This window comes from Streptomyces sp. NPDC058955, from assembly GCF_042741435.1.
GTDB lineage: Bacteria > Actinomycetota > Actinomycetes > Streptomycetales > Streptomycetaceae > Streptomyces.
On sequence record NZ_JBHYKM010000013.1, the window covers coordinates 55,115 to 73,060 of the forward strand.

Genomic DNA, 17,946 nt, shown 5'->3' on the forward strand with positions numbered 1-17,946 from the left:
GTCGCGATGGTCCCCGCGCGCGGGGGCCCAAACCCCCGGTGCGACTCGCCCGGGGGGGGGCCCGGCCCCACCCCGCTATCGGTGTCGGAGGAGCGGTCTCCTGCCTCGGTGTCGGCACGGGAACCGGTGTCGGTGTCCGCGGAGTCGCCGGGACTCGTGTCCGTCCCCGTGTCCGCGTTCGTGGTCCTGTCGCCGCGTTCCGGCGTGTCGACGGCCTCGCCCGGGTACAGGGGCGGCCTGCCGGAGTCGCGGCCCTCCTCGGCCCGGTCCGGGGCGGGGGCGGCCCCGCCCCGGGACGAGCGGGCGATGTCGTCGGTCGAGAGACCGGTGCCGGTCCGGTCGGGGGTGTCGTTCTCGTTCATGGGGTCCGCCTCTCAGGACCGGCCGGAGCCGGACTGGCTTCCGTCGGAGAGCAGTTCGTCGAAGAGGACCCGGTAGTGGATCATCGCCCCGCGGAGCTGCTCGGTGGTGGCCCGGTGGTCGGAGCTCAGCCGGTCGACCTCGTGTGCCGCCCGGTAGTGCTCCAGGGTGCGGCCGTGCTCCACGGACAGGTCACGGGCCCGCTGCTCGAAGTCGTCCGTGGGGTAGCCGCGCTCACGCATGAGGGCGGTCACGAGCCGGTCCGCGTCGTGGACCGCCGCCTCGGGACGGTCGACGAACTGCTCCTGCACCCCGCTCCACTCGCGCGCGTAGCGGTCCGCCAGGCCGGGGTCGAGCGGCCGGACGTCGAGGGAGTCGTGCCGCTTCTCGCGGCGTTCGAGGTCGTGCTCGGCGGCCCGTCGGCCGCCCGCCTCCTCGACAGTGCGGTCGTACTCGGAGCCGTAGCGCTCCCGCAGCCGACGCCGTCGGCGCCGGTCGAGCACGATCGCCAGCGTGGCCAGGACGATCACCACCGCGATCGGGATGATGATGGCCAGGAGCGTTCCTGTGGACATGGCCGACCCCCTTGAGCGAGACGGGTCCCGGACTCCTTGCGCCTGCCCGGCGATGGTGAGGTGAAACGGTCCGCCCTCGCCGTCGCCGTCTATGCTGCGGAAATGATCAAGCCGATAGAGCTGGTGATATTCGACTGCGACGGTGTGCTGGTCGACAGCGAGCGCATTGCCGTACGGATCCAGGTCGCGCTGGGTGCCGAACTCGGCTGGCCGCTGACCGAGGCGGACGTCGTCGACCGGTTCATCGGGCGGTCCAGGGAGTCCATCTGCGCGCGGATCGCCGAGCGGCTGGGCGAGGAGACCGCGCGGTTCTGGTGGGACCAGCTGGTCCGGCGGCACCGGGAGGAGGTGGACGCCGGGCTGGAGGCCGTCGACGGACTGCCCGAGGCGCTGGGGGAGATCGATCTGCCCGTCTGCGTCGCCTCCAGCGGCTCCCACGAGAAGATGCGGCACACCCTCGGTGTCACCGGACTCCACGAGCGGTTCGCCGGCCGCATCTTCAGCTCCAGCGAGGTCTCCCGCGGCAAGCCGGCCCCCGACCTCTTCCTGCACGCGGCACGGCAGATGGGGGTCGGCCCCGGCGCCTGCGTGGTCGTCGAGGACAGCCGCCCGGGCGTCCAGGCCGCCCGCGCGGCCGGGATGCGGGCCCTCGGCTACGCGGGCGGGCTGACCGCCGCCGAGCGGCTCGAAGGACCGGGTACGACCGTCTTCCACGACATGCGCGACCTCCCTCGCCTCATCAAGGAGGCGTAGCCGGGCGGCCGGGAGCGATCATCTGTTCCGTACGCGGCCCCTCCTGGCACCATGTGCCCCATGACGCACATCGCCAAAGGCGCGAACATCCCTGTCCCCAGCGCACCGTTGCGGGTGGCGGTCGGTCGGCGCCTGGTGCCCGGCGCGCCCGGTGTGGACGCCGCCGTACTGCTGCTGGACGCGACCGGCTCGGTGCGCCGTGACGGCGACCTCGTCTTCCGGGGCCTGCCCGCGCATCCGTCCGGTGCGGTACGGCACCTGGGCACGGGCGACGGCGGCGGGCAGGTCGCCGAGTGGCTGGAGCTGGACCTGCCGCGCGTCGAGCCGGAGGTCCAGCGGGTACTGGTCGCCGGGTACTGCGACAGCGCCGTGTTCGGCGCGGTGCCCGGGCTGTACGCGCAGGTGGTGGCCGCCGACGGCGGGCTGGTGACCCACTACGACGTGACGGACGCCTCCACCGAGACGGCCTTCGTGCTCGGGGAGTTCTACCGGCGCGACGGGGCCTGGAAGTTCCGCGCCGTGGGCCAGGGATACGACACGGGTCTCGCGGGGCTGGCGCAGGACTTCGGCGGCCGGGCGGCACCGGCTCCCCAGCCGCGGACCGCCGGGCCCGTCGCGCTGCGGGGCGTCGCCAAGGCGGGCGCCGAGCCGCGGGGATCCGTACCCGCGGGGGAGCCTGCGGCCACGACTCCACCGGCGACGACTCCACCGGCCACGACCGCGCCCACGCCCACAACCACGGCCGCGGCTCCGGTCATGGCCAAGGCGGTGACTGCCACCGAGCCCAAGCCCGAGCCCATCACCGAGTCCGACCCCAACCCCACCCTCGTACCCGCAGCCCGGTTCGGCGATTTCCTCGACTTCGAGCCGCTCGTCTTTCGCGGCAAGAACGCCAAGACGATCACCGTGGACCTCCCCTTCCCGCCGCAGTCCGCCCCCGTGATCCTGGAGGCGCGGCTCACGGACGCCCACTTCCGCTTCCTCCATGTCCAGATCGTCGGCGCCGACGAGGACGTGTTCTGCAACGACCTGCCGGATCACTACGGCCGCGCCCTGTTCGTGCCCCCGCCCGGCGGCGGCCCCGTGAAACTGAAGGTGCGCCACTCGGGCAACTGGGAGCTGACCTTCCGGCCGCTCACCGCCGCGCTACCGATCGGCCCTGGGACCGTCCGGGGCAGCGGCCGCGAGGTCTTCCTCCACACCGGCCCGGCCGCACAGCTGACGGTCCGGGCGAAGGACCCGCACAGTGGCTGGTTCCAGGTGTTCTCCCACCAGGGGGACGCGCCCGGCGCCCTGCGCGAGCCCGCCGAACGGCTCGTCTACGCCTGGAACGGCCGCCGCGTCAAGGAGAAGGTCCGGATTCCCGAGGGGCCCCTCCTCATCGTGATCGACAAGAGCAAGCACCGGTGGGAGTTCAGCCTCGACCCGCTGGACGGACGCTGATCGAGGGGAGGGTCAGAAGACCCGTACCACCAGAGCGGCGACGCCGAGGAGGACGAGAAGGGCCACCCCCCACCCCACGGCGGCGGACCGTCCGCCGCCCCCGCCGGATGACGGCCCGGCGCCGTCGGCAGCAAGACGCTCCCGCAGTTCCTCGCCGGGCCATTCCGCGCCGACGCCGGACAGGAGGCGGACCGGATCCGTGTGCTGCCACCGCCGGAAGTCCGCGACCAGAGCGTCCAGCCGCCCGCCGGCCGCCGGTGTCCGTCCCGTGTCGAGTCGGTCCAGCTCGGCCAGGGTCTCCTCGAAGAGGGACCGGACGCCGCCCTCGCCGCCGTCCGCGAGCGCCTCGGTGCGCAGCAGCACGTACGGGCCGAACCGGTCGTCGACGAGCGCGGTGAAGGCGTCGTAGACGGGGGCGTACCGCGCGCCGATCCGGCCGGTCAGGTCCTCCCGCCGCGCGCGCAGTCGCGCCACCGCCGTCCGCTGGTCGACGACCATGTACGGGTACGTGGCCTCGCCCCAGTCGGCCAGCAGTTCCGCATGCTCCTCGGTGCCGGCGTCCTCGGTGTCGGCGATCCTCGCGTCCGCGAGGTCGTCGGGGCCGAACATGGCCCACCACAGCAGCGGCGGCCAGTCCTTGGCCACCAGTTCCGTCGACCCGTCGAAGAACCCGGCCCACTCGCGCGCCGATCCGTCGGGCGTGCGCGGGGCGCGGGAACTGTTCAGATGGAGGCGGGTGCTCACTCCGGGTCGTCCTCCGGCTGCGGGCCCGTCGCGTAGGGGTTCTCCTGGCCGTCCGCGAGGACGCCGACGAAGGGGTCGCCCTCGCCCGCGAATGTGTAGGCGCCGCCTTCGATCCGCTCGATCAGGCCACGCGTCCACTCGGCGCCGCTGTCGGCCGCGTGCACCCACATGTTCATGATCTCGCCGATGTGCCCGAGCTGTTCGGGGCCCTCCTCCGGCGTGTAGTACTCGGTGACCGCGGAGCGCCACTGTTCGAGGCCCGCGATCCGCTTCCTGAGCAGGGCGACCGCCTCGTCGCGCGGCAGGTCGACGATGAAGCCGATGCCGGCCGAGAGGACGTCCGTCTTCTGCTCGTGCGAGCTCAGGGCCTCGCGCAGCAGCGTGAAGTACTCCTCGGTGCCCTTGTCGTTGATCTCGTACTCGACGCGCGGCGGGCCGCCGGCGGTGCTCGGCGCGACCTCGTGGGCGATCAGGAGTCCTTGCTTCGCCATCTGCTTCAGCGCGTGGTAGATCGAGCCCGGCTTGGCGTTGGACCACTCGTGGGCGCCCCAGTACTCCAGGTCGTTGCGCACCTGGTAGCCGTGGGCCCGGCCGTGCTGGCGGACCGCGCCGAGGATGAGCAGCCGGATCGCCGACATGTGTGTTTCCCCCTCCGGGCGGTGATCACCAGGACCACTCTACAAGTTTGACTAGCGCCGCGGTCACGGAGCGCTCTCCTCGGTAATCAAGTTTGACTAGCTGCAGGGGAGTGTCGTACGTTGAAGGTGCTAGTCAAGTTTGACTAATGACTCTGAGGGAGGGCGTTTTGTCTGACCGCGATCTGGCGATCGTCGCGGACGGCCTACGGAAGAGGTACGGGGACAAGCGGGCGCTCGACGGCCTCGACCTCACCGTCCGGGCCGGCACCGTCCAGGGGATTCTCGGCCCCAACGGCGCCGGCAAGACCACGGCGGTACGCATCATGTCCACGCTCCTGCGCCCGGACGAGGGGCGGATCGAGGTGGCGGGCCTCGACGTGCGGACCCGGGCCGACGAGGTGCGCTCGCGGATCGGGCTGCTCGGCCAGAACGCCGCCGTCGACGAACAGCTCAGCGGGCGCCAGAACCTGGAGATGTTCGGACGGCTCTACCACCTCGGCGCGCGCCGCGCCGGTGCGCGGGCCGACGAGCTCCTGGCACGGTTCGGACTCGCGGACACCGGCGACAAGGCGGTCGGGCAGTACAGCGGCGGCATGCGGCGGCGGCTCGACCTGGCGGCGTCGCTCATCTCCCGGCCGCAGGTGCTCTTCCTGGACGAGCCCACCACCGGGCTCGACCCGCGCGGCCGCACCGAGGTGTGGAACGCGGTCCGCTCGCTGGTGGACGGCGGCACGACCGTGCTGCTGACCACGCAGTACCTGGAGGAGGCCGACCAGCTGGCCGACCGGATCGCGGTGATCGACCACGGGAAGGTCATCGCGGAGGGCACGGCCGACGAGCTGAAGGCCAGAACGGGCGGCGACCGCGTCGACGTGGTCCTGCGCGACGCGGCCCAGGTGGCCCGTGCGGCCGCGCTCCTCCCCGGCGAGGTGCGGGTCGACGAGGACCGGCGGATGGTCAGCGCCTCGGTCACCGACCGGATGGCCGCCCTGACCGCGACCGTACGGGCCCTGGAGGCGGCCGGCATCGAGGCGGAGGACATCGCCGTGCGCCGGCCGACCCTCGACGAGGTCTTCATGCACCTGACGAAGGAGGGCGCCGCATGAGTGCGACGATCCACGAGGTGAGCACCGCTCAGGGCACGGGTTCCAGGCTGGGCTGGGCCGCCGCCGACTCCTGGACGATGACCAGGCGCGAGCTGGCCCACTGGGCGCGGCAGCCCGTACAGGTCGTCGTCGGCCTGGTCTTCCCGGTGATGCTGCTGCTGATGTTCGGCTACCTGATCGGCGGCGGACAGGGCGTCGACGGGGACTTCAAGGCGTACCTGGTCCCCGGCATGCTCGCCATGACCATGGTCTTCGGCCTCGAGTCGACGATGCTCGCCGTGACCCAGGACCTCGGCAAGGGGGTCGTCGACCGGTTCCGCTCGATGCCGATGACCTCCGGCGCGGTCCTGGTCGGGCGGAGCGTCGCCGACATGCTGCAGTCGACGGTCGGCCTGGCCGTGATGCTCGCGGTCGGGTACGCCGTCGGCTGGCGCTGGCACGAGGGCTTCGGCTCCTTCCTGGGGGCGGTGGGCCTGCTGTTGCTGCTGCGCTTCGCGATGCTGTGGGTCGGGATCTTCCTGGCGATGGCCGCGGGCAAGCCGGAGCTGGTGCAGGCGGTGCAGATCCTGGTCTGGCCGGTCGGCTTCCTCTCCAACGCGCTCGCCTCGCCCGCGTCGATGCCGTCCTGGCTGGGCGCGATCGTGGAGTGGAACCCGCTGTCGGCGACGGCCACCGCGGTGCGCGACCTGTTCGGCAACCCGGGCGCCGGTGGCGACTCCTGGGCCGCGACCCACGCGGAACTCCTCGCGGTGGCCTGGCCCGTGGTGCTGATCGCGGTGTTCTTCCCGCTGGCGGTGAAGCGCTTCCGCGACCTGAGCCGCTGACCCGCCCCCTGCCCCCGTCCCCGGTCCGGGTCCCCACCCCGGCCGGAGGCGGGGGTTGCCCGTGCAGCTACTCTGTGAATTGCATAATTTGGCAATTCACTACATGATGCCTGTGCTGCGACGAGTGAGAGGACTGGAGCGTGTCGGTTCCGCTGTACCAGGCCAAGGCCGAGTTCTTCCGGATGCTCGGACACCCGGTCCGCATACGCGTCCTGGAACTGCTCCAGGACGGACCGATGGCCGTACGGGAACTCCTCGCGGCGATCGAGGTGGAGCCGCCCGCGCTGTCGCAGCAACTCGCGGTCCTCCGCCGCTCCGGGATCGTCACCTCCACCCGCGACGGGGCGACCGTCGTCTACACCCTCGCCGGCGGCGACGTCACGGAACTGCTCCAGGCCGCGCGACGCATCCTCACCGAGATGCTGTCCGGGCAGCACGAGCTCCTCGCCGAGCTCCGGGAGGCCCAGGTCACCGCCCGATGAACATGCTTCCGCACCGGTTGCGCGCCCTGTTGCCCGGGCGCGCCGACCTCGCCGCCATGCGCCGCGATCCGCGCCGCGACCTGCTCGCCGGACTCACCGTGGCCATCGTCGCGCTGCCGCTCGCGCTCGGCTTCGGCGTCTCCTCCGGCCTCGGTGCCGAGGCCGGCCTCGCGACCGCCGTCGTCGCCGGGGCGGTCGCCGCGCTGTTCGGCGGCTCGAACCTCCAGGTCTCCGGACCGACCGGAGCCATGACCGTCGTCCTCGTCCCCATCGTGGCGCGGTACGGCCCCAGCGGCGTCCTCACGGTCGGGCTGATCGCCGGCCTCATCGTGATCGGACTCGCCCTGGCGCGGGCCGGCCGCTACATGGCCTACATCCCCGCCTCGGTCGTCGAGGGATTCACCCTGGGCATCGCCCTCGTCATCGGCCTCCAGCAGGTGCCGAACGCCCTCGGCGTACCCAAACCGGAGGGCGAGCGGGTCCTGGAGGTGACCTGGCGCGCCGTCGGGGAGTTCGTCCAGGCCCCGAACTGGACGGCCCTCGGCCTCGCCCTGGGCGTCGCCGCCCTGATGCTGGGCGGTGCCCGATGGCGCCCCACGATCCCCTTCTCCATCGTCGCCGTGATCGCGGCCACGGTCGTCGCCCAGCTCCTCCACCTCGACGAGGCGACCCCGATCGGCGCACTCCCGGCGGGACTCCCCGCCCCCTCCCTCGACTTCGTCGACCCCACGCGACTCGGCTCGCTCATCGCCCCCGCCATGGCCGTCGCCGCCCTCGCGGCCCTCGAATCCCTGCTGTCGGCGCAGGTCGCCGACGGCATGACCGTCGGCCAGAAGCACGATCCCGACCGGGAGCTGTTCGGCCAGGGCCTCGCCAACCTCGCCGCGCCCCTCTTCGGAGGCGTACCGGCGACCGGCGCCATCGCCCGTACCGCGGTGAACGTCCGCACCGGCGCCACCTCCCGGCTCGCCGCGCTGACCCACGCGGCCGTCCTCGCCGTCATCGTCCTCGCGGCCTCGCCCCTGGTGTCGAAGATCCCGCTGGCCGCCCTCGCGGGAGTGCTGCTCGCCACCGCCGTCCGCATGGTCGAGGTCGGCTCGCTGCGCGCCATGGCGAAGGCCACCCGCTCCGACGCCGTCGTCCTCGTCCTGACCGCCGTCGCCACCCTCGTCCTCGACCTCGTGTACGCGGTCGTCATCGGCTTCGTCGTCGCCGGCGCGCTCGCGCTGCGGGCCGTCGCCAAACAGGCCCGGCTCGCCGAGACGGACTTCACGGCCGACCTGCCCGGCGAGCACAGCGCCGAGGAGCACGCGCTGCTCGCCGAGCACATCGTGGCGTACCGGATCGACGGGCCCCTCTTCTTCGCCGCCGCCCACCGCTTCCTCCTCGAACTGTCCGAAGTGGCGGACGTCCGCGTCGTCATCCTGCGCATGTCCCGCGTGACGACCGTCGACGCGACCGGCGCCCTCGTGCTCAAGGACGTCGTCCAGAAGCTCCAGCGGCGCGGGATCGCCGTCATGACCTCCGGCATCCGGCCCGGTCAGCGGCAGGCCCTCGACTCCGTCGGCGCCCTGGACCTCCTGCGCCTCGACGGACGCGAGTTCGCGACCACGCCCGAGGCGATCGCCGCCGCCCGCGCCCACCTCCACGGCGCGGGCGTCCTGACCCCCGCCCCCGCCCCGCACCCCCGCACCACCGCCGAGGAGCCCGCCCGATGACCGCCGTCACGACCCGTCGCATGATCGACGTCTCCGGCGCGGAGGCGCTGTGGCTCCTCCAGGGAACGACCCAGGGGCGCCTCGTCCACCTGCGCCGCGAGATACCCGTCGTCCGCCCCGCCGTGCACGTCCTGGAGTACGGCCGGCTCGTCGTCCGCTGCCCCGTCCAGGCGGACACGCTCGCCGGCCGACCGGTCCTGACCTACCAGGCCGAGGAGATCCGGCTCGCGGCCGGCACGGGCTGGAGCGTCACGGTGACCGGCCCCGCGGAACCCGTCACGGACGCCGCCGAGGCCGCCCACTACCTCCGTACGCTGCCCGGCTGGGCGTACGGACCGCACGACACGCTGCTGCGGATCACCCCGCAGACCGTGACCGGACACCGGCTCGGCGCGGCGAGAACCGCCTGACGGCGGACGCCGAGCCCCCCCACCGTGCGGATCCCCCCCGAAGAAGACGAAGGCAATGACGATGACCATCGAATGGCGCTACACCACCCACCCCGGCCTCGGCGTGCTGTCCCTGTCGGGCTACCTCGGGGCGGACGCCGTCGGCCGGTTCAGCGGCGCCGTCGGCTGGGCGCTGGCCCGGGGGACCGGCCCGGTCGTCCTCGACCTCACGGGTCTCCGCGGCTGGTCGGCCGGCGGCCAGCTCGCCGTCGCGGAGGCGGCCCGGCGCCTCGCGGTGGACGGGCGCGGCCTCGAACTCGCCGCGATCCCCGCCGACGGCTCCCTCGTCCCCACCGGCGACACCCCGCCGATCCCCGTCCACTGCGACCTGCCGGCCGCGCTGGCCGCACACCACGGCGGCGGCCGGGAGGAACGCGAGTGGTGCAGCGACGACTGGCCCGGCACGCGGGATCCGGCGACCCGACCGGGAGACTGAGCCGGGGCCGGACGCCCGTCAGCACGGCGCAGCAGCGAGGATGTCCCCCATGGCGAAGAGTTCTGCATGCTCACGACGATGGATACCGCGAACGCGGCGACGGTCGCCCGGACGGTGGGCCCGGTGAAGGCGCCGCTGTACCAACTGAAGGCCGAGTTCTTCAAGACGCTCGGACACCCGGTCCGCATCCGCGTGCTGGAGCTGCTGAGCGAGCGGGACCACGCCGTCTCGGAGATGCTGGCCGAGGTGGACGTCGAGGCGGCGCACCTCTCGCAGCAGCTCGCGGTGCTGCGCCGGTCGAACCTGGTCGTCGCGCGACGCGAGGGCTCGACGGTGTCCTACTCGCTGACCAGCCCCGAGGTGGCCGACCTCCTCGCGGTCGCCCGGACGATCCTCTCCGGCGTACTCGCCGGCCAGGCCGAACTCCTCGCCGACCTCCACGCGACCACACCGCCGCCCTCCTCCTGAGGGCGGCCCGGCCCCCAGACCGGTGCCCGCCCCCGCCGCACATGGACAGCGCTCTGCGCGGCGGGGGCGGTCACCACCCCCCCTCCGGTCCGGCGCCGGAGCATCGCACCCGGAGGTGAACCGGCTGATGGACATGGGCTCCCGAGAGATCCGCCTGCCGCTCGACGAGGCCGTCGCCGTCCTGCGCGACCTGAACGAGTTCGTCGTCTCCCTCGACCGACTCGGATCCCGCCAGGCGTCCGGTACGGCCGACGCGCACACCGTCGGCACGTTCGTCGCCGACTGGGACGTCGCCCGCCGCCTGGCCCACGCCCGTCACGTCATCGGCCTCGCGCTGGACGCCCAACTGAGCGAGGAGGAGAACGCCGAGATCGACGCCCTGTGCGACCAGGGCCGCTTCTACGGCACGGACGCGGAAGATCGGGATCCGGGATCCGACGGCTAGGGGCCCTTGCCGTCAGACCCAGGGTCCGCTTCCGGGGATCGCGACGAGCTCGACCTCGAAGCCGTCGTCGTTCTCCAGGTAGGCCGCGTACTGCTCGGCGCCGCCGGCGTGGGGGTGGAGGTCCGGGAACATCAGCTGCCAGCCGTGCTCGGCGGCCTCGGCCGCCAGCTTCTCGACGGCGGCGGCGTCCTCGATGTGGAACGCCAGGTGGTTCAGGCCGGGGCGGAGGCGGTCGTGCCGGTCGGCCGTGAGGGCCGGGGACTGTTCGAGGACGACGTACGTCGGACCGAGCAGCCAGCCGCGGCCGGTGGCCCAGCTCTGGGAGACGGTGTAGCCCAGCGTCTCCAGCAACCAGCCCAGCGACGCGAGCGCGCGGTCGAGGTCGGGCACCCAGATCTCGACGTGGTGCAGCGTCCCGTGCGTCGGCCGGTTCACGCGGCGCCCGCCTCGGGGCGGAGGATGACGGCGGTCGGAGTCACGGGCGTCCTTCCTGACCGGCGCAGCGGCCGCCGGTCCCATGCGGTGAAGATCGGTTGATCACAGAGCAAGGTACGCGCTTCGTCGGCGCCCGGCCCCCGAGCCCGGCGCTCGACGTCGGCGCGGGCTCCGGCGCGCGACGCCGATGCGGGCTCCGGCGCGGAAATTCGTGGCGGGGGTTTCCGTGCCCTGTTAGCCTGCCGGAGGCCGTGCGAGAGAACGAGGAGGTGGTACCCGTGAACGCAGTTTCGACATGGGTGCTCCTCTCCGGGGTCACGGTCGGGCGGTAGGTGTCGTCCGGGAGCGCCGATCACGCACTCCTGAAAGGGCACGACCGTGCACTTCACCTTCACTTCCGAGCAGCGTCTCGACGACGGCGTCATCGAGCGCGGCTTCACCCTCGGCGAGATCCCCGGCCTCCTGTGGACGCCGTCGTCCGCGCCCGAGCCCACGCCCCTCATCCTCATCGGCCACCCTCCGCTCGGACTGCGCGCGATGTACCCGCGGCTGGCGGGGCGGGCACGGCACTACGCGGCGGAGTACGGGTTCGCCGCCGCCACCATCGAGCTGCCCGGCAGCGGTGAGCGGCCTCCCATGGCCGGCGCCGAGCAGGCTCGGGCCGAGCAGGCCAGGGCCGATCTGCGCCGGGCCATGGAGGCCGGTGAGCCGGTCGGCGGTGAGATCGTCGACGCGCTCGTTCTGCCGCTCGTCGAGCGGGCCGTCCCGGAATGGCAGGCGGCCCTGGACGCCCTGCTGGCGCTGCCCGGCATCGGCGGGCCGGTCGGGTACGAAGGCGGTGTGATCTCCATCGGCGTCCGGCTCGCCGTCGTCGAGCCGCGCATCGTCGCCGCCGGCCTCTTCGCCGGGAGCCTCATCCCCGCCGTCATGTTCGAGGAGGCCCGGCGCGTCACCATTCCGCTGCACGTCCTGCTGCAGTGGGACGACGAAGGGAACGACCGGCAGGCGGCGCTCGACCTCTACGACGCCTTCGGGTCACGGGAGAAGACCCTGCACGCCAATCTCGGCGGGCACACCGGCGTCCCGCGCTTCGAGCTCGACACCGGGGCCCGGTTCTTCGCCCGGCACCTGAAGTGAGATGGGCGCGGGTCCCCGCCGGGTCGGCGGGGGCCCGCGCCGCCGGACGCCGGCGCTTGGCGGGCGCGGCGGGACGGCGCGTAGGGTGCCGGGATGTTCGCGATGCCTGAGGATTTCGTACGGAGCACGGTCGAGCGGGAGGGGGAGGCCGGGGCGGCCTGGGCGGCCGAACTGCCCGGGATCGCGGGGGAGCTGCTGGAGCGCTGGGAGTGCGCGCCGGACGGGGCCGTCCTGCACGGGGGAGTCGGCGTCATCGTCCCGGTGCGGCGGCGGGGCGGGGAGAGCGCCGTACTGAAGGTGTCGTTTCCGCATCCCGGCAACGTGCACGAGCCGGACGCGTTCGAGGCGTGGGGCGGGCGCGGTGCCGTGCGGCTGTACGAACGCGACGACGAGCGGTTCGCGATGCTGCTGGAGCGGGCCCACGCGACGACCCTCGCGGAGGTCGAGGACGGCGAAGAGGTCGTGGCGATCGCGGGGCGGCTCGGTCGGCGGCTCGCCGTTCCCGCGCCGGCCGGCCTGCCGCGGCTGAGCGACCGGGTCGACGCCTGGGAGGAGGAACTGCGCCGGGACGCCGGAGAACTGCCGCACGCCCTGCCGCGCCGGGTGCTCGACGCCTCCCTCGCGACCGTACGCGAGCTGGGGCGGATCCAGCCGGACACCCTCGTCCACGGCGACCTGCACGCCGGGAACATCCTGCGCGCCGAGCGGGAGCCCTGGCTCGCGGTCGACCCCAAGGGGCTCATGGGCGATCCCGCCTACGACGGCGGCACGCTGCTCAAGTCCCGTGCGCTGACGCTCCTCGAGGCGGACGACCTGGCCAAGGCCGTCCATCGCCTCCTGGACGTCTTCGCCGACGCGGCGGAGCTCGACCGTGAGCGCGTCCAGCGGTGGGCCCAGTTCCACGCGGTGCAGGCCGCGTTCTGGGCGCGGCGGCACGGTTTCCGGGTCGCCCGGAGCGGGCCGCGGCTGGACGGGATCACCCGGTTCGCCGACCACCTGGCCGAGCTGCTGCTCGGCGAGCGCCCAGCCTGACGGGGCGAAAGGATTTTTGCAGGGTCTGCATTTTTGCGTACCATGCACCTATGGTCGAGGGGGTGCCCGCCGAGGGCGGGCTCAGAGAGCGCAAGAAGCGGGCCACGCGTGCCGCACTGGTCGAGGCGGCGGTACGGCTGGCGGCCGAGAACGGCGCCGAGCAGGTGACCGTCGACGCCATCAGCGCCGCGGCCGGGGTCTCCACGCGCACGTTCTTCAACTACTTCGACTCCCGTGACGAGGTCTTCGTCATGGTCAGCGCGGACGCCAGCGACCGGGTCCGCCGCGGCGTACTCGCCGCGCCGCCGGAACTCTCCCCGCTGGAGGCGCTCCGTGAGGCCCTGGCGGCCGAGCTGGAGGAGGTCGAACAGCAGCAGGAGCTGTGGCGGCTCCACGCCGAAGTCCTCCGCAAGGCCCCCCAGCTCCTCGCGCGCCGGATCGGCGCCCACATGGCCGACGAACTCGGCCTCGCCGAGACGCTCGCCGAGCGCATCGGCGCCGGGTCGCCGCTCTTCACCGAGGACCGCCCCGAGTTCGCCTCGCCCGGCGACGAGGAACGACGGCGCGCCCTGGGGCTCTACCCGCGGCTGCTCGCCGCCGTCGGCGGCGCCGCGGTCCGGGTCGCCGTCGAGCACTGGTCCGTCCGGCAGGGTGAGGCCCCCTTCGCCGACGTCTTCCGCGAGACGTTCGAACACCTCGCGGCCGGACTCCCCGAGCCGCCCCCCGTCTCCCACGACTGACGCCCGACCGACGCGCAACTGCGCACGACCGACGCGCGCCTGACGCACGACTGACGAAACACCGAGAAAGAGAATGCTGTGACCTCACCAGCGGCGCCGGTCCAGGCGTCCCCGGCCGCCATGTCGGACCGGCAGATACTCCAGGCCATGTCCGGGCTGATGGCGGGCATGTTCGTCTCCATCCTCGCCGGCACCGTGGTCGCCAACGCGCTGCCCCGGATCATCGCCGACCTCGGGGCCACCCAGTCCTCCTACACCTGGGTCGTCACCGCCGAACTGCTCGCCATGACGGCCACCGTGCCGCTCTGGGGCAAGCTCGCCGACCTCTACAACCAGAAGCTGCTGCTCCAGATCTCCCTGGGCCTGTTCGTCGTCGGCTCGCTGCTGGCCGGCTTCTCGCAGGAAGTCGGGCTGCTGATCTTCAGCCGGGTCGCCCAGGGCATCGGCGCCGGCGGCCTCACCGCCCTCGCCCAGGTCGTGATGGCGGCCATCATCCCGCCGCGCCGACTCGGCAAGTACGCGGGCATCTTCGGCGCCGTCTTCGCCGTCGGCACCGTCGCCGGACCGCTCATCGGCGGCGTCCTGGTCGACACCTCCTGGCTCGGCTGGCGCTGGTGCTTCTTCATCGGCGTCCCCTTCGCGCTGCTCGCGATCGTCCTGCTCCAGCGGACGCTGAAGCTGCCCGACCTGCGGCGCGAGGCGAAGATCGACTACCTGGGCGCCTTCCTGATCGTCGCCGGCGTCTGCACGCTCCTCATCTGGGTCACGCTGGCCGGCAACCGCTTCGACTGGGCCTCCTGGCAGACCGCGGCCCTGACCGGCGGCGGCCTCGTGCTGCTCGTCGCGGCGGTCTTCGTCGAGTCGCGGGTGCCCGAGCCGATCATCCCTCTCGGGATCTTCCGCAACCGCACCGTCTCGCTCACCACGGTCGCCAGCCTCTTCGTCGGCCTCGCCATGTTCGGCGGCACCGTCTTCCTCTCGCAGTACTTCCAGATCTCCCTGGGCAAGTCCCCGACGGCCGCGGGCCTGATGAGCCTGCCCATGATCCTCGGACTCCTGGTCTCCTCCACCGTCGCCGGACAGATCATCAGCAAGACCGGCCGCTGGAAGGCCTACCTGGTGGCCGGCGGCGTCACGATGACCGCCGGTCTCGGCCTCCTCTCCACCATCGGAGCCGACACCTCCTTCGCGCTGACCAGCCTCTACATGGCCGTCATGGGCATCGGCGTCGGCATGCTGATGCAGAACCTGGTCCTGGCCGCGCAGAACGACGTGCCCGCCACCGAGCTGGGCGCCGCCACCTCGGTCCTGTCCTTCTTCCGCAGCCTCGGCGGCACCATCGGCACCAGCGTCCTCGGCGCCATCCTCGCCAACCGGGTCGCCTCGGAGATGTCCAAGGGCCTCAAGGACGCCGGCGTACCGGCCGACGGCGGCGCGGCCGGGCACGGCGCGGTGCCGGACATGGCGACCCTCCCGGCCCCGATCCGCGAGATCGTCGAGCACGCCTACGGCGTCGCCACCGGCGAACTCTTCCTCATCGCGACCCCGTTCGCGGCGCTCGCGGTGCTCGCCGTCCTCTTCGTGAGGGAGAAGCCGCTGAAGACGACCAGCGGCATGCAGCGGCTCGCGGAGGAAGCCGGGGACGGCGAGGACGGCGGCGACGCCGGTCACGGCGGCTCGCCCCGCCCCGTCGCCGACGCCTCGGCGTAGAGCCCCGGAGGAACGGCCTCCCCCACCGTCGTCGCGGTGGGGGAGGCCTTTTCGTCGTCCGCGGCGGGGCCGCGCGGTGTCACGCGTCGGTGAGCAGCACCACCTGGAGGGTGCGGGGACCGTGGACGCCCTCGACGCGGTCGAGTTCGATGTCGCTGGTGGCGGAGGGGCCCGAGATCCACGTCAGGGGGCGCGTCGGGTCGAGGCGGGGCAGCGCCCGCGGCACGGACGCGACGGTCTGGTCGACGGCGCGTACGACGCAGATGTGCAGGTCGGGGACGAGGGTGAGGGCGCGCCGGCCCTGGCCGGGGCCGCCGTCCAGGACGATCGTGCCGGTCTCGGCGATCGCGAGGGCGCAGGCGGTCACCACGGCGTCCGTGGTGTCCAGGTCGTGCGGGGTGAGCGGGACGTCCTCGTCGTGGCGCTGTCGCGCCGTCGTCGCGGACAGCCAGGTGGCGGGCAGGCCGGGCGGCACGGCGACCGTGGTGGCGCCGTGCCGGTCGAGGAGCCCCGCGATCAGGGCGGGGAGTTCGGCCTCGGTGGCGCGGTGGACGATCGCGCGGTAGTCGGCGAGGTTCTCGTGGAGGAGGTCGAGGATCGCGGCCGGGTCGTCGGGCGTGTGGGCGGTGAGGTAGTCGCGGGCGGGCTCGGGGGCGTGGGGCGCGTCGGCGAGCGCCCGGCGGATGCGGCCGAGGATCCGCTCGCGGGAGGTCTGGCTCATGCGCGGTCTCCTGTTCGGTCTCCTGTGCGGTTCTTCTTCCACCAGTCGCGGAACGGTTCGGCGGGCATCTCGGGCAGGTCGCGGCTCTCCGTCCACGGGCCCGCGCCGGGACCGGGCAGTCGCTTCGGATGCAGGGCACGCGTCCTCGACGCGATGCGCTCGCCCGCGGCGAGCGCGGCGGGGTGGTCGAGAACCCAGGCCGCCGCCTTGACGGCGGCCTTCTCCAGGCGGTGTCCGGGACCGCCTTGCTCCGCGACCTTCTCCCGCAGGTGGACGAGGACTTCGGGGATGTCGATGGCGACGGGGCAGACGTCGTAGCAGGCGCCGCAGAGGGAGGAGGCGTACGGGAGGGAGGCGTCGACGTCGCTCCGCGTGCCGCGCAGCTGCGGGGTGAGGATCGCGCCGATCGGGCCGGGGTAGACGGAGCCGTACGCGTGCCCGCCGGCCCGCTCGTACACCGGGCAGACGTTGAGGCAGGCGGAGCAGCGGATGCAGCGCAGGGCCTGACGGCCGACCTCGTCGGCGAGGGTGTCGGTGCGGCCGTTGTCGAGGAGGACGAGGTGGAAGGCCGTCGGGCCGTCGGCGTCGGCGGTGCCGGTCCACATGCTCGTGTACGGGTTCATGCGCTCGGCGGTGGAGGAGCGGGGGAGCGTCTGGAGGAAGACCTCCAGGTCCCGCCAGGTGGGGACGACCTTCTCGATGCCGACGACGGAGATCAGCGTCTCGGGGAGGGTCAGGCACATGCGTCCGTTGCCCTCCGACTCCACGACCACCAGGGTGCCGGTCTCGGCGACCATGAAGTTGGCGCCGGAGATGCCCACCTTGGCGCGGAGGAACTTCTCCCGCAGGTGCAGGCGGGCCGCTTCCGCGAGTTCGGCGGGCGAGTCCGTGAGGCCGTCGGGGGCGGGCCTGCCCCAGTTCTCCATCGTGTGGCGGAAGATGTCGCGGATCTCGGCGCGGTTGCGGTGGATGGCCGGCACCAGGATGTGGGAGGGGCGGTCCTCGCCGAGCTGGACGATCAGCTCGGCGAGGTCGGTCTCGTAGGCGCGGATGCCCTCGGCCTCCAGGGCCTCGTTCAGCCCGATCTCCTGCGTGGCCATCGACTTGACCTTGACGACCTCGGTCTCGCCGGTGGCCTTCACCAGGTCGGCGACGATCCGGTTCGCCTCGGACGCGTCCGCCGCCCAGTGCACGGTCCCGCCGGCCTCCGTGACGGCATTCTCCAACTGCACCAGGTACGCGTCGAGGTGACGGAGCGTCCGGTCCTTGATCCGCCTCCCGGCCTCGCGCAGCTCCGCCCAGTCCGCCAGCTCGGCCACGGCCCGCGCCCGCTTGTCGCGGATGGTGTGCGTGGCGTGGCGCAGGTTCGCGCGCAGAGTGGTGTCGCGTACGGCGTCGTGCGCGGCCTTCGGGAAGGACGGCATGCCGATGAAGGTCCCGCTCATGCGAAGGGCTCCTCTTCCGTGCTCGCCAGGATCTCGGCGAGGTGCAGGACGCGCTGCGGGGCGTCCTGGCGGCGCAGCATCCCGCCGAGGTGCATCAGGCAGGAGTTGTCGGCGCCGCACAGGAACCCGGCGCCGGTGGACAGGGAGTTGCGGATCTTGTGGGCGGCCCAAGCCCCCCCCACCTCCCGGTTGGTCTCGGCGTAACTTCCGCCCCAACCCCCCCCACCCCCCCCCCCCCGCCCCCCCCCCCGCCCCCCGCCCGTAAAGGCCGCCACTATGGGGCGC

General features: G+C 73.0%; 20 protein-coding genes and 2 pseudogenes. 14 read left to right on the top strand and 8 right to left on the bottom strand.

Annotated features, from left to right (window positions below; translation table 11 throughout):
- Positions 1-362 (bottom strand): annotated as a pseudogene (locus ACFW1I_RS08415) (hypothetical protein); the annotation flags it as partial.
- A gap of 12 nt (positions 363-374) precedes the next feature.
- On the bottom strand, positions 375-935 hold the full coding sequence (locus tag ACFW1I_RS08420) for a hypothetical protein (protein ID WP_384667454.1): 561 nt from the start codon (positions 933-935) through the stop codon (positions 375-377).
- A gap of 102 nt (positions 936-1,037) precedes the next feature.
- Between ACFW1I_RS08420 and ACFW1I_RS08425 the strand changes: the two genes are divergently transcribed.
- Both ACFW1I_RS08425 and ACFW1I_RS08430 read left to right on the top strand, forming a co-directional pair.
- Complete coding sequence (locus ACFW1I_RS08425; RefSeq protein ID WP_384667457.1) at positions 1,038-1,688, top strand: HAD family hydrolase; 651 nt, start codon at positions 1,038-1,040, stop codon at positions 1,686-1,688.
- Between the two features lie 60 nt (positions 1,689-1,748).
- Positions 1,749-3,131: a TerD family protein gene (locus ACFW1I_RS08430; protein WP_384667459.1), complete on the top strand. Its 1,383-nt coding sequence runs from the start codon at positions 1,749-1,751 to the stop codon at positions 3,129-3,131.
- 12 nt (positions 3,132-3,143) lie between these two features.
- On the opposite strand, the gene ACFW1I_RS08435 is transcribed toward ACFW1I_RS08430, so the two are convergent.
- Both ACFW1I_RS08435 and ACFW1I_RS08440 read right to left on the bottom strand, forming a co-directional pair.
- Complete coding sequence (locus tag ACFW1I_RS08435) at positions 3,144-3,875, bottom strand: hypothetical protein (RefSeq protein WP_384667462.1); 732 nt, start codon at positions 3,873-3,875, stop codon at positions 3,144-3,146.
- Complete coding sequence (locus ACFW1I_RS08440) at positions 3,872-4,513, bottom strand: PadR family transcriptional regulator (RefSeq protein ID WP_384667464.1); 642 nt, start codon at positions 4,511-4,513, stop codon at positions 3,872-3,874. Before ACFW1I_RS08440 ends, ACFW1I_RS08435 begins: the two co-directional genes overlap by 4 nt.
- A 146-nt stretch (positions 4,514-4,659) precedes the next feature.
- On the opposite strand from ACFW1I_RS08440, the gene ACFW1I_RS08445 reads away from it, so the two are divergent.
- The 8 genes from ACFW1I_RS08445 (at position 4,660) to ACFW1I_RS08480 (ending at position 10,441) form a co-directional block, all read left to right on the top strand.
- On the top strand, positions 4,660-5,619 hold the full coding sequence (locus ACFW1I_RS08445) for an ATP-binding cassette domain-containing protein (RefSeq protein ID WP_384667466.1): 960 nt from the start codon (positions 4,660-4,662) through the stop codon (positions 5,617-5,619).
- Positions 5,616-6,443, top strand: coding sequence for an ABC transporter permease (locus tag ACFW1I_RS08450; RefSeq protein ID WP_384667469.1), 828 nt, complete (start codon positions 5,616-5,618; stop codon positions 6,441-6,443). The genes ACFW1I_RS08445 and ACFW1I_RS08450 overlap by 4 nt, the downstream gene beginning before the upstream one ends.
- A gap of 140 nt (positions 6,444-6,583) precedes the next feature.
- Positions 6,584-6,925 (top strand): ArsR/SmtB family transcription factor, encoded by a 342-nt coding sequence (locus tag ACFW1I_RS08455; RefSeq protein WP_384667472.1) that lies wholly within the window; start codon positions 6,584-6,586, stop codon positions 6,923-6,925.
- Entirely contained in the window at positions 6,922-8,643 is a 1,722-nt protein-coding gene (locus tag ACFW1I_RS08460; RefSeq protein ID WP_384667474.1) for a SulP family inorganic anion transporter, read from the top strand. The genes ACFW1I_RS08455 and ACFW1I_RS08460 overlap by 4 nt, the downstream gene beginning before the upstream one ends.
- Positions 8,640-9,053: a pyridoxamine 5'-phosphate oxidase family protein gene (locus ACFW1I_RS08465; protein WP_384667477.1), complete on the top strand. Its 414-nt coding sequence runs from the start codon at positions 8,640-8,642 to the stop codon at positions 9,051-9,053. The genes ACFW1I_RS08460 and ACFW1I_RS08465 overlap by 4 nt, the downstream gene beginning before the upstream one ends.
- Positions 9,054-9,114: 61 nt before the next feature.
- The gene (locus ACFW1I_RS08470) at positions 9,115-9,528 is read left to right on the top strand and encodes an STAS domain-containing protein (protein WP_384667538.1); all 414 of its coding nucleotides are present in this window, start codon (positions 9,115-9,117) and stop codon (positions 9,526-9,528) included.
- Between the two features lie 123 nt (positions 9,529-9,651).
- Complete coding sequence (locus ACFW1I_RS08475; RefSeq protein WP_384667541.1) at positions 9,652-9,996, top strand: ArsR/SmtB family transcription factor; 345 nt, start codon at positions 9,652-9,654, stop codon at positions 9,994-9,996.
- 127 nt (positions 9,997-10,123) lie between these two features.
- Positions 10,124-10,441, top strand: coding sequence for a hypothetical protein (locus tag ACFW1I_RS08480; RefSeq protein ID WP_384667480.1), 318 nt, complete (start codon positions 10,124-10,126; stop codon positions 10,439-10,441).
- Positions 10,442-10,453: 12 nt separating this feature from the next.
- On the opposite strand, the gene ACFW1I_RS08485 is transcribed toward ACFW1I_RS08480, so the two are convergent.
- A complete protein-coding gene (locus ACFW1I_RS08485) occupies positions 10,454-10,876 on the bottom strand; it encodes a VOC family protein (protein ID WP_384667483.1) in 423 nt (140 codons plus the stop codon).
- 378 nt (positions 10,877-11,254) lie between these two features.
- Here ACFW1I_RS08485 and ACFW1I_RS08490 point away from each other — a divergent pair, with 378 nt between their 5' ends.
- The 4 genes from ACFW1I_RS08490 to ACFW1I_RS08505 all read left to right on the top strand — a co-directional run bounded on the left by ACFW1I_RS08490 (position 11,255) and on the right by ACFW1I_RS08505 (position 15,495).
- The gene (locus ACFW1I_RS08490; protein ID WP_384667484.1) at positions 11,255-12,013 is read left to right on the top strand and encodes an alpha/beta hydrolase; all 759 of its coding nucleotides are present in this window, start codon (positions 11,255-11,257) and stop codon (positions 12,011-12,013) included.
- Between the two features lie 93 nt (positions 12,014-12,106).
- A complete protein-coding gene (locus tag ACFW1I_RS08495; protein WP_384667487.1) occupies positions 12,107-13,045 on the top strand; it encodes an aminoglycoside phosphotransferase family protein in 939 nt (312 codons plus the stop codon).
- Between the two features lie 50 nt (positions 13,046-13,095).
- A complete protein-coding gene (locus ACFW1I_RS08500) occupies positions 13,096-13,785 on the top strand; it encodes a TetR family transcriptional regulator (RefSeq protein ID WP_384667490.1) in 690 nt (229 codons plus the stop codon).
- Between the two features lie 120 nt (positions 13,786-13,905).
- The gene (locus ACFW1I_RS08505; protein ID WP_384667543.1) at positions 13,906-15,495 is read left to right on the top strand and encodes an MDR family MFS transporter; all 1,590 of its coding nucleotides are present in this window, start codon (positions 13,906-13,908) and stop codon (positions 15,493-15,495) included.
- A 79-nt stretch (positions 15,496-15,574) separates the two neighbouring features.
- On the opposite strand, the gene ACFW1I_RS08510 is transcribed toward ACFW1I_RS08505, so the two are convergent.
- The 3 genes and pseudogenes from ACFW1I_RS08510 to ACFW1I_RS08520 all read right to left on the bottom strand — a co-directional run.
- On the bottom strand, positions 15,575-16,216 hold the full coding sequence (locus ACFW1I_RS08510; RefSeq protein ID WP_384667493.1) for a lactate utilization protein C: 642 nt from the start codon (positions 16,214-16,216) through the stop codon (positions 15,575-15,577).
- Positions 16,213-17,661, bottom strand: a complete 1,449-nt coding sequence (locus tag ACFW1I_RS08515; protein WP_384667496.1) for a LutB/LldF family L-lactate oxidation iron-sulfur protein — start codon at positions 17,659-17,661, stop codon at positions 16,213-16,215. Before ACFW1I_RS08515 ends, ACFW1I_RS08510 begins: the two co-directional genes overlap by 4 nt.
- Positions 17,658-17,841: pseudogene (locus ACFW1I_RS08520) on the bottom strand ((Fe-S)-binding protein); the annotation flags it as partial. The gene ACFW1I_RS08515 and the pseudogene ACFW1I_RS08520, both read right to left, overlap by 4 nt.
- Positions 17,842-17,946: the final 105 nt, after the last annotated feature.

What these genes read in the sequence shown, in the direction of transcription:
- ACFW1I_RS08420 (WP_384667454.1), bottom strand. Translation starts at nt 935, where the DNA reads ATGTCCACAGGAACGCTCCTGGCCATCATCATCCCGATCGCGGTGGTG.
- ACFW1I_RS08425 (WP_384667457.1), top strand. Translation starts at nt 1,038, where the DNA reads ATGATCAAGCCGATAGAGCTGGTGATATTCGACTGCGACGGTGTGCTG.
- ACFW1I_RS08430 (WP_384667459.1), top strand. Translation starts at nt 1,749, where the DNA reads ATGACGCACATCGCCAAAGGCGCGAACATCCCTGTCCCCAGCGCACCG.
- ACFW1I_RS08440 (WP_384667464.1), bottom strand. Translation starts at nt 4,513, where the DNA reads ATGTCGGCGATCCGGCTGCTCATCCTCGGCGCGGTCCGCCAGCACGGC.
- ACFW1I_RS08445 (WP_384667466.1), top strand. Translation starts at nt 4,660, where the DNA reads ATGACTCTGAGGGAGGGCGTTTTGTCTGACCGCGATCTGGCGATCGTC.
- ACFW1I_RS08450 (WP_384667469.1), top strand. Translation starts at nt 5,616, where the DNA reads ATGAGTGCGACGATCCACGAGGTGAGCACCGCTCAGGGCACGGGTTCC.
- ACFW1I_RS08460 (WP_384667474.1), top strand. Translation starts at nt 6,922, where the DNA reads ATGAACATGCTTCCGCACCGGTTGCGCGCCCTGTTGCCCGGGCGCGCC.
- ACFW1I_RS08465 (WP_384667477.1), top strand. Translation starts at nt 8,640, where the DNA reads ATGACCGCCGTCACGACCCGTCGCATGATCGACGTCTCCGGCGCGGAG.
- ACFW1I_RS08470 (WP_384667538.1), top strand. Translation starts at nt 9,115, where the DNA reads ATGACCATCGAATGGCGCTACACCACCCACCCCGGCCTCGGCGTGCTG.
- ACFW1I_RS08480 (WP_384667480.1), top strand. Translation starts at nt 10,124, where the DNA reads ATGGACATGGGCTCCCGAGAGATCCGCCTGCCGCTCGACGAGGCCGTC.
- ACFW1I_RS08495 (WP_384667487.1), top strand. Translation starts at nt 12,107, where the DNA reads ATGTTCGCGATGCCTGAGGATTTCGTACGGAGCACGGTCGAGCGGGAG.
- ACFW1I_RS08500 (WP_384667490.1), top strand. Translation starts at nt 13,096, where the DNA reads ATGGTCGAGGGGGTGCCCGCCGAGGGCGGGCTCAGAGAGCGCAAGAAG.
- ACFW1I_RS08505 (WP_384667543.1), top strand. Translation starts at nt 13,906, where the DNA reads ATGTCGGACCGGCAGATACTCCAGGCCATGTCCGGGCTGATGGCGGGC.
- ACFW1I_RS08510 (WP_384667493.1), bottom strand. Translation starts at nt 16,216, where the DNA reads ATGAGCCAGACCTCCCGCGAGCGGATCCTCGGCCGCATCCGCCGGGCG.
- ACFW1I_RS08515 (WP_384667496.1), bottom strand. Translation starts at nt 17,661, where the DNA reads ATGAGCGGGACCTTCATCGGCATGCCGTCCTTCCCGAAGGCCGCGCAC.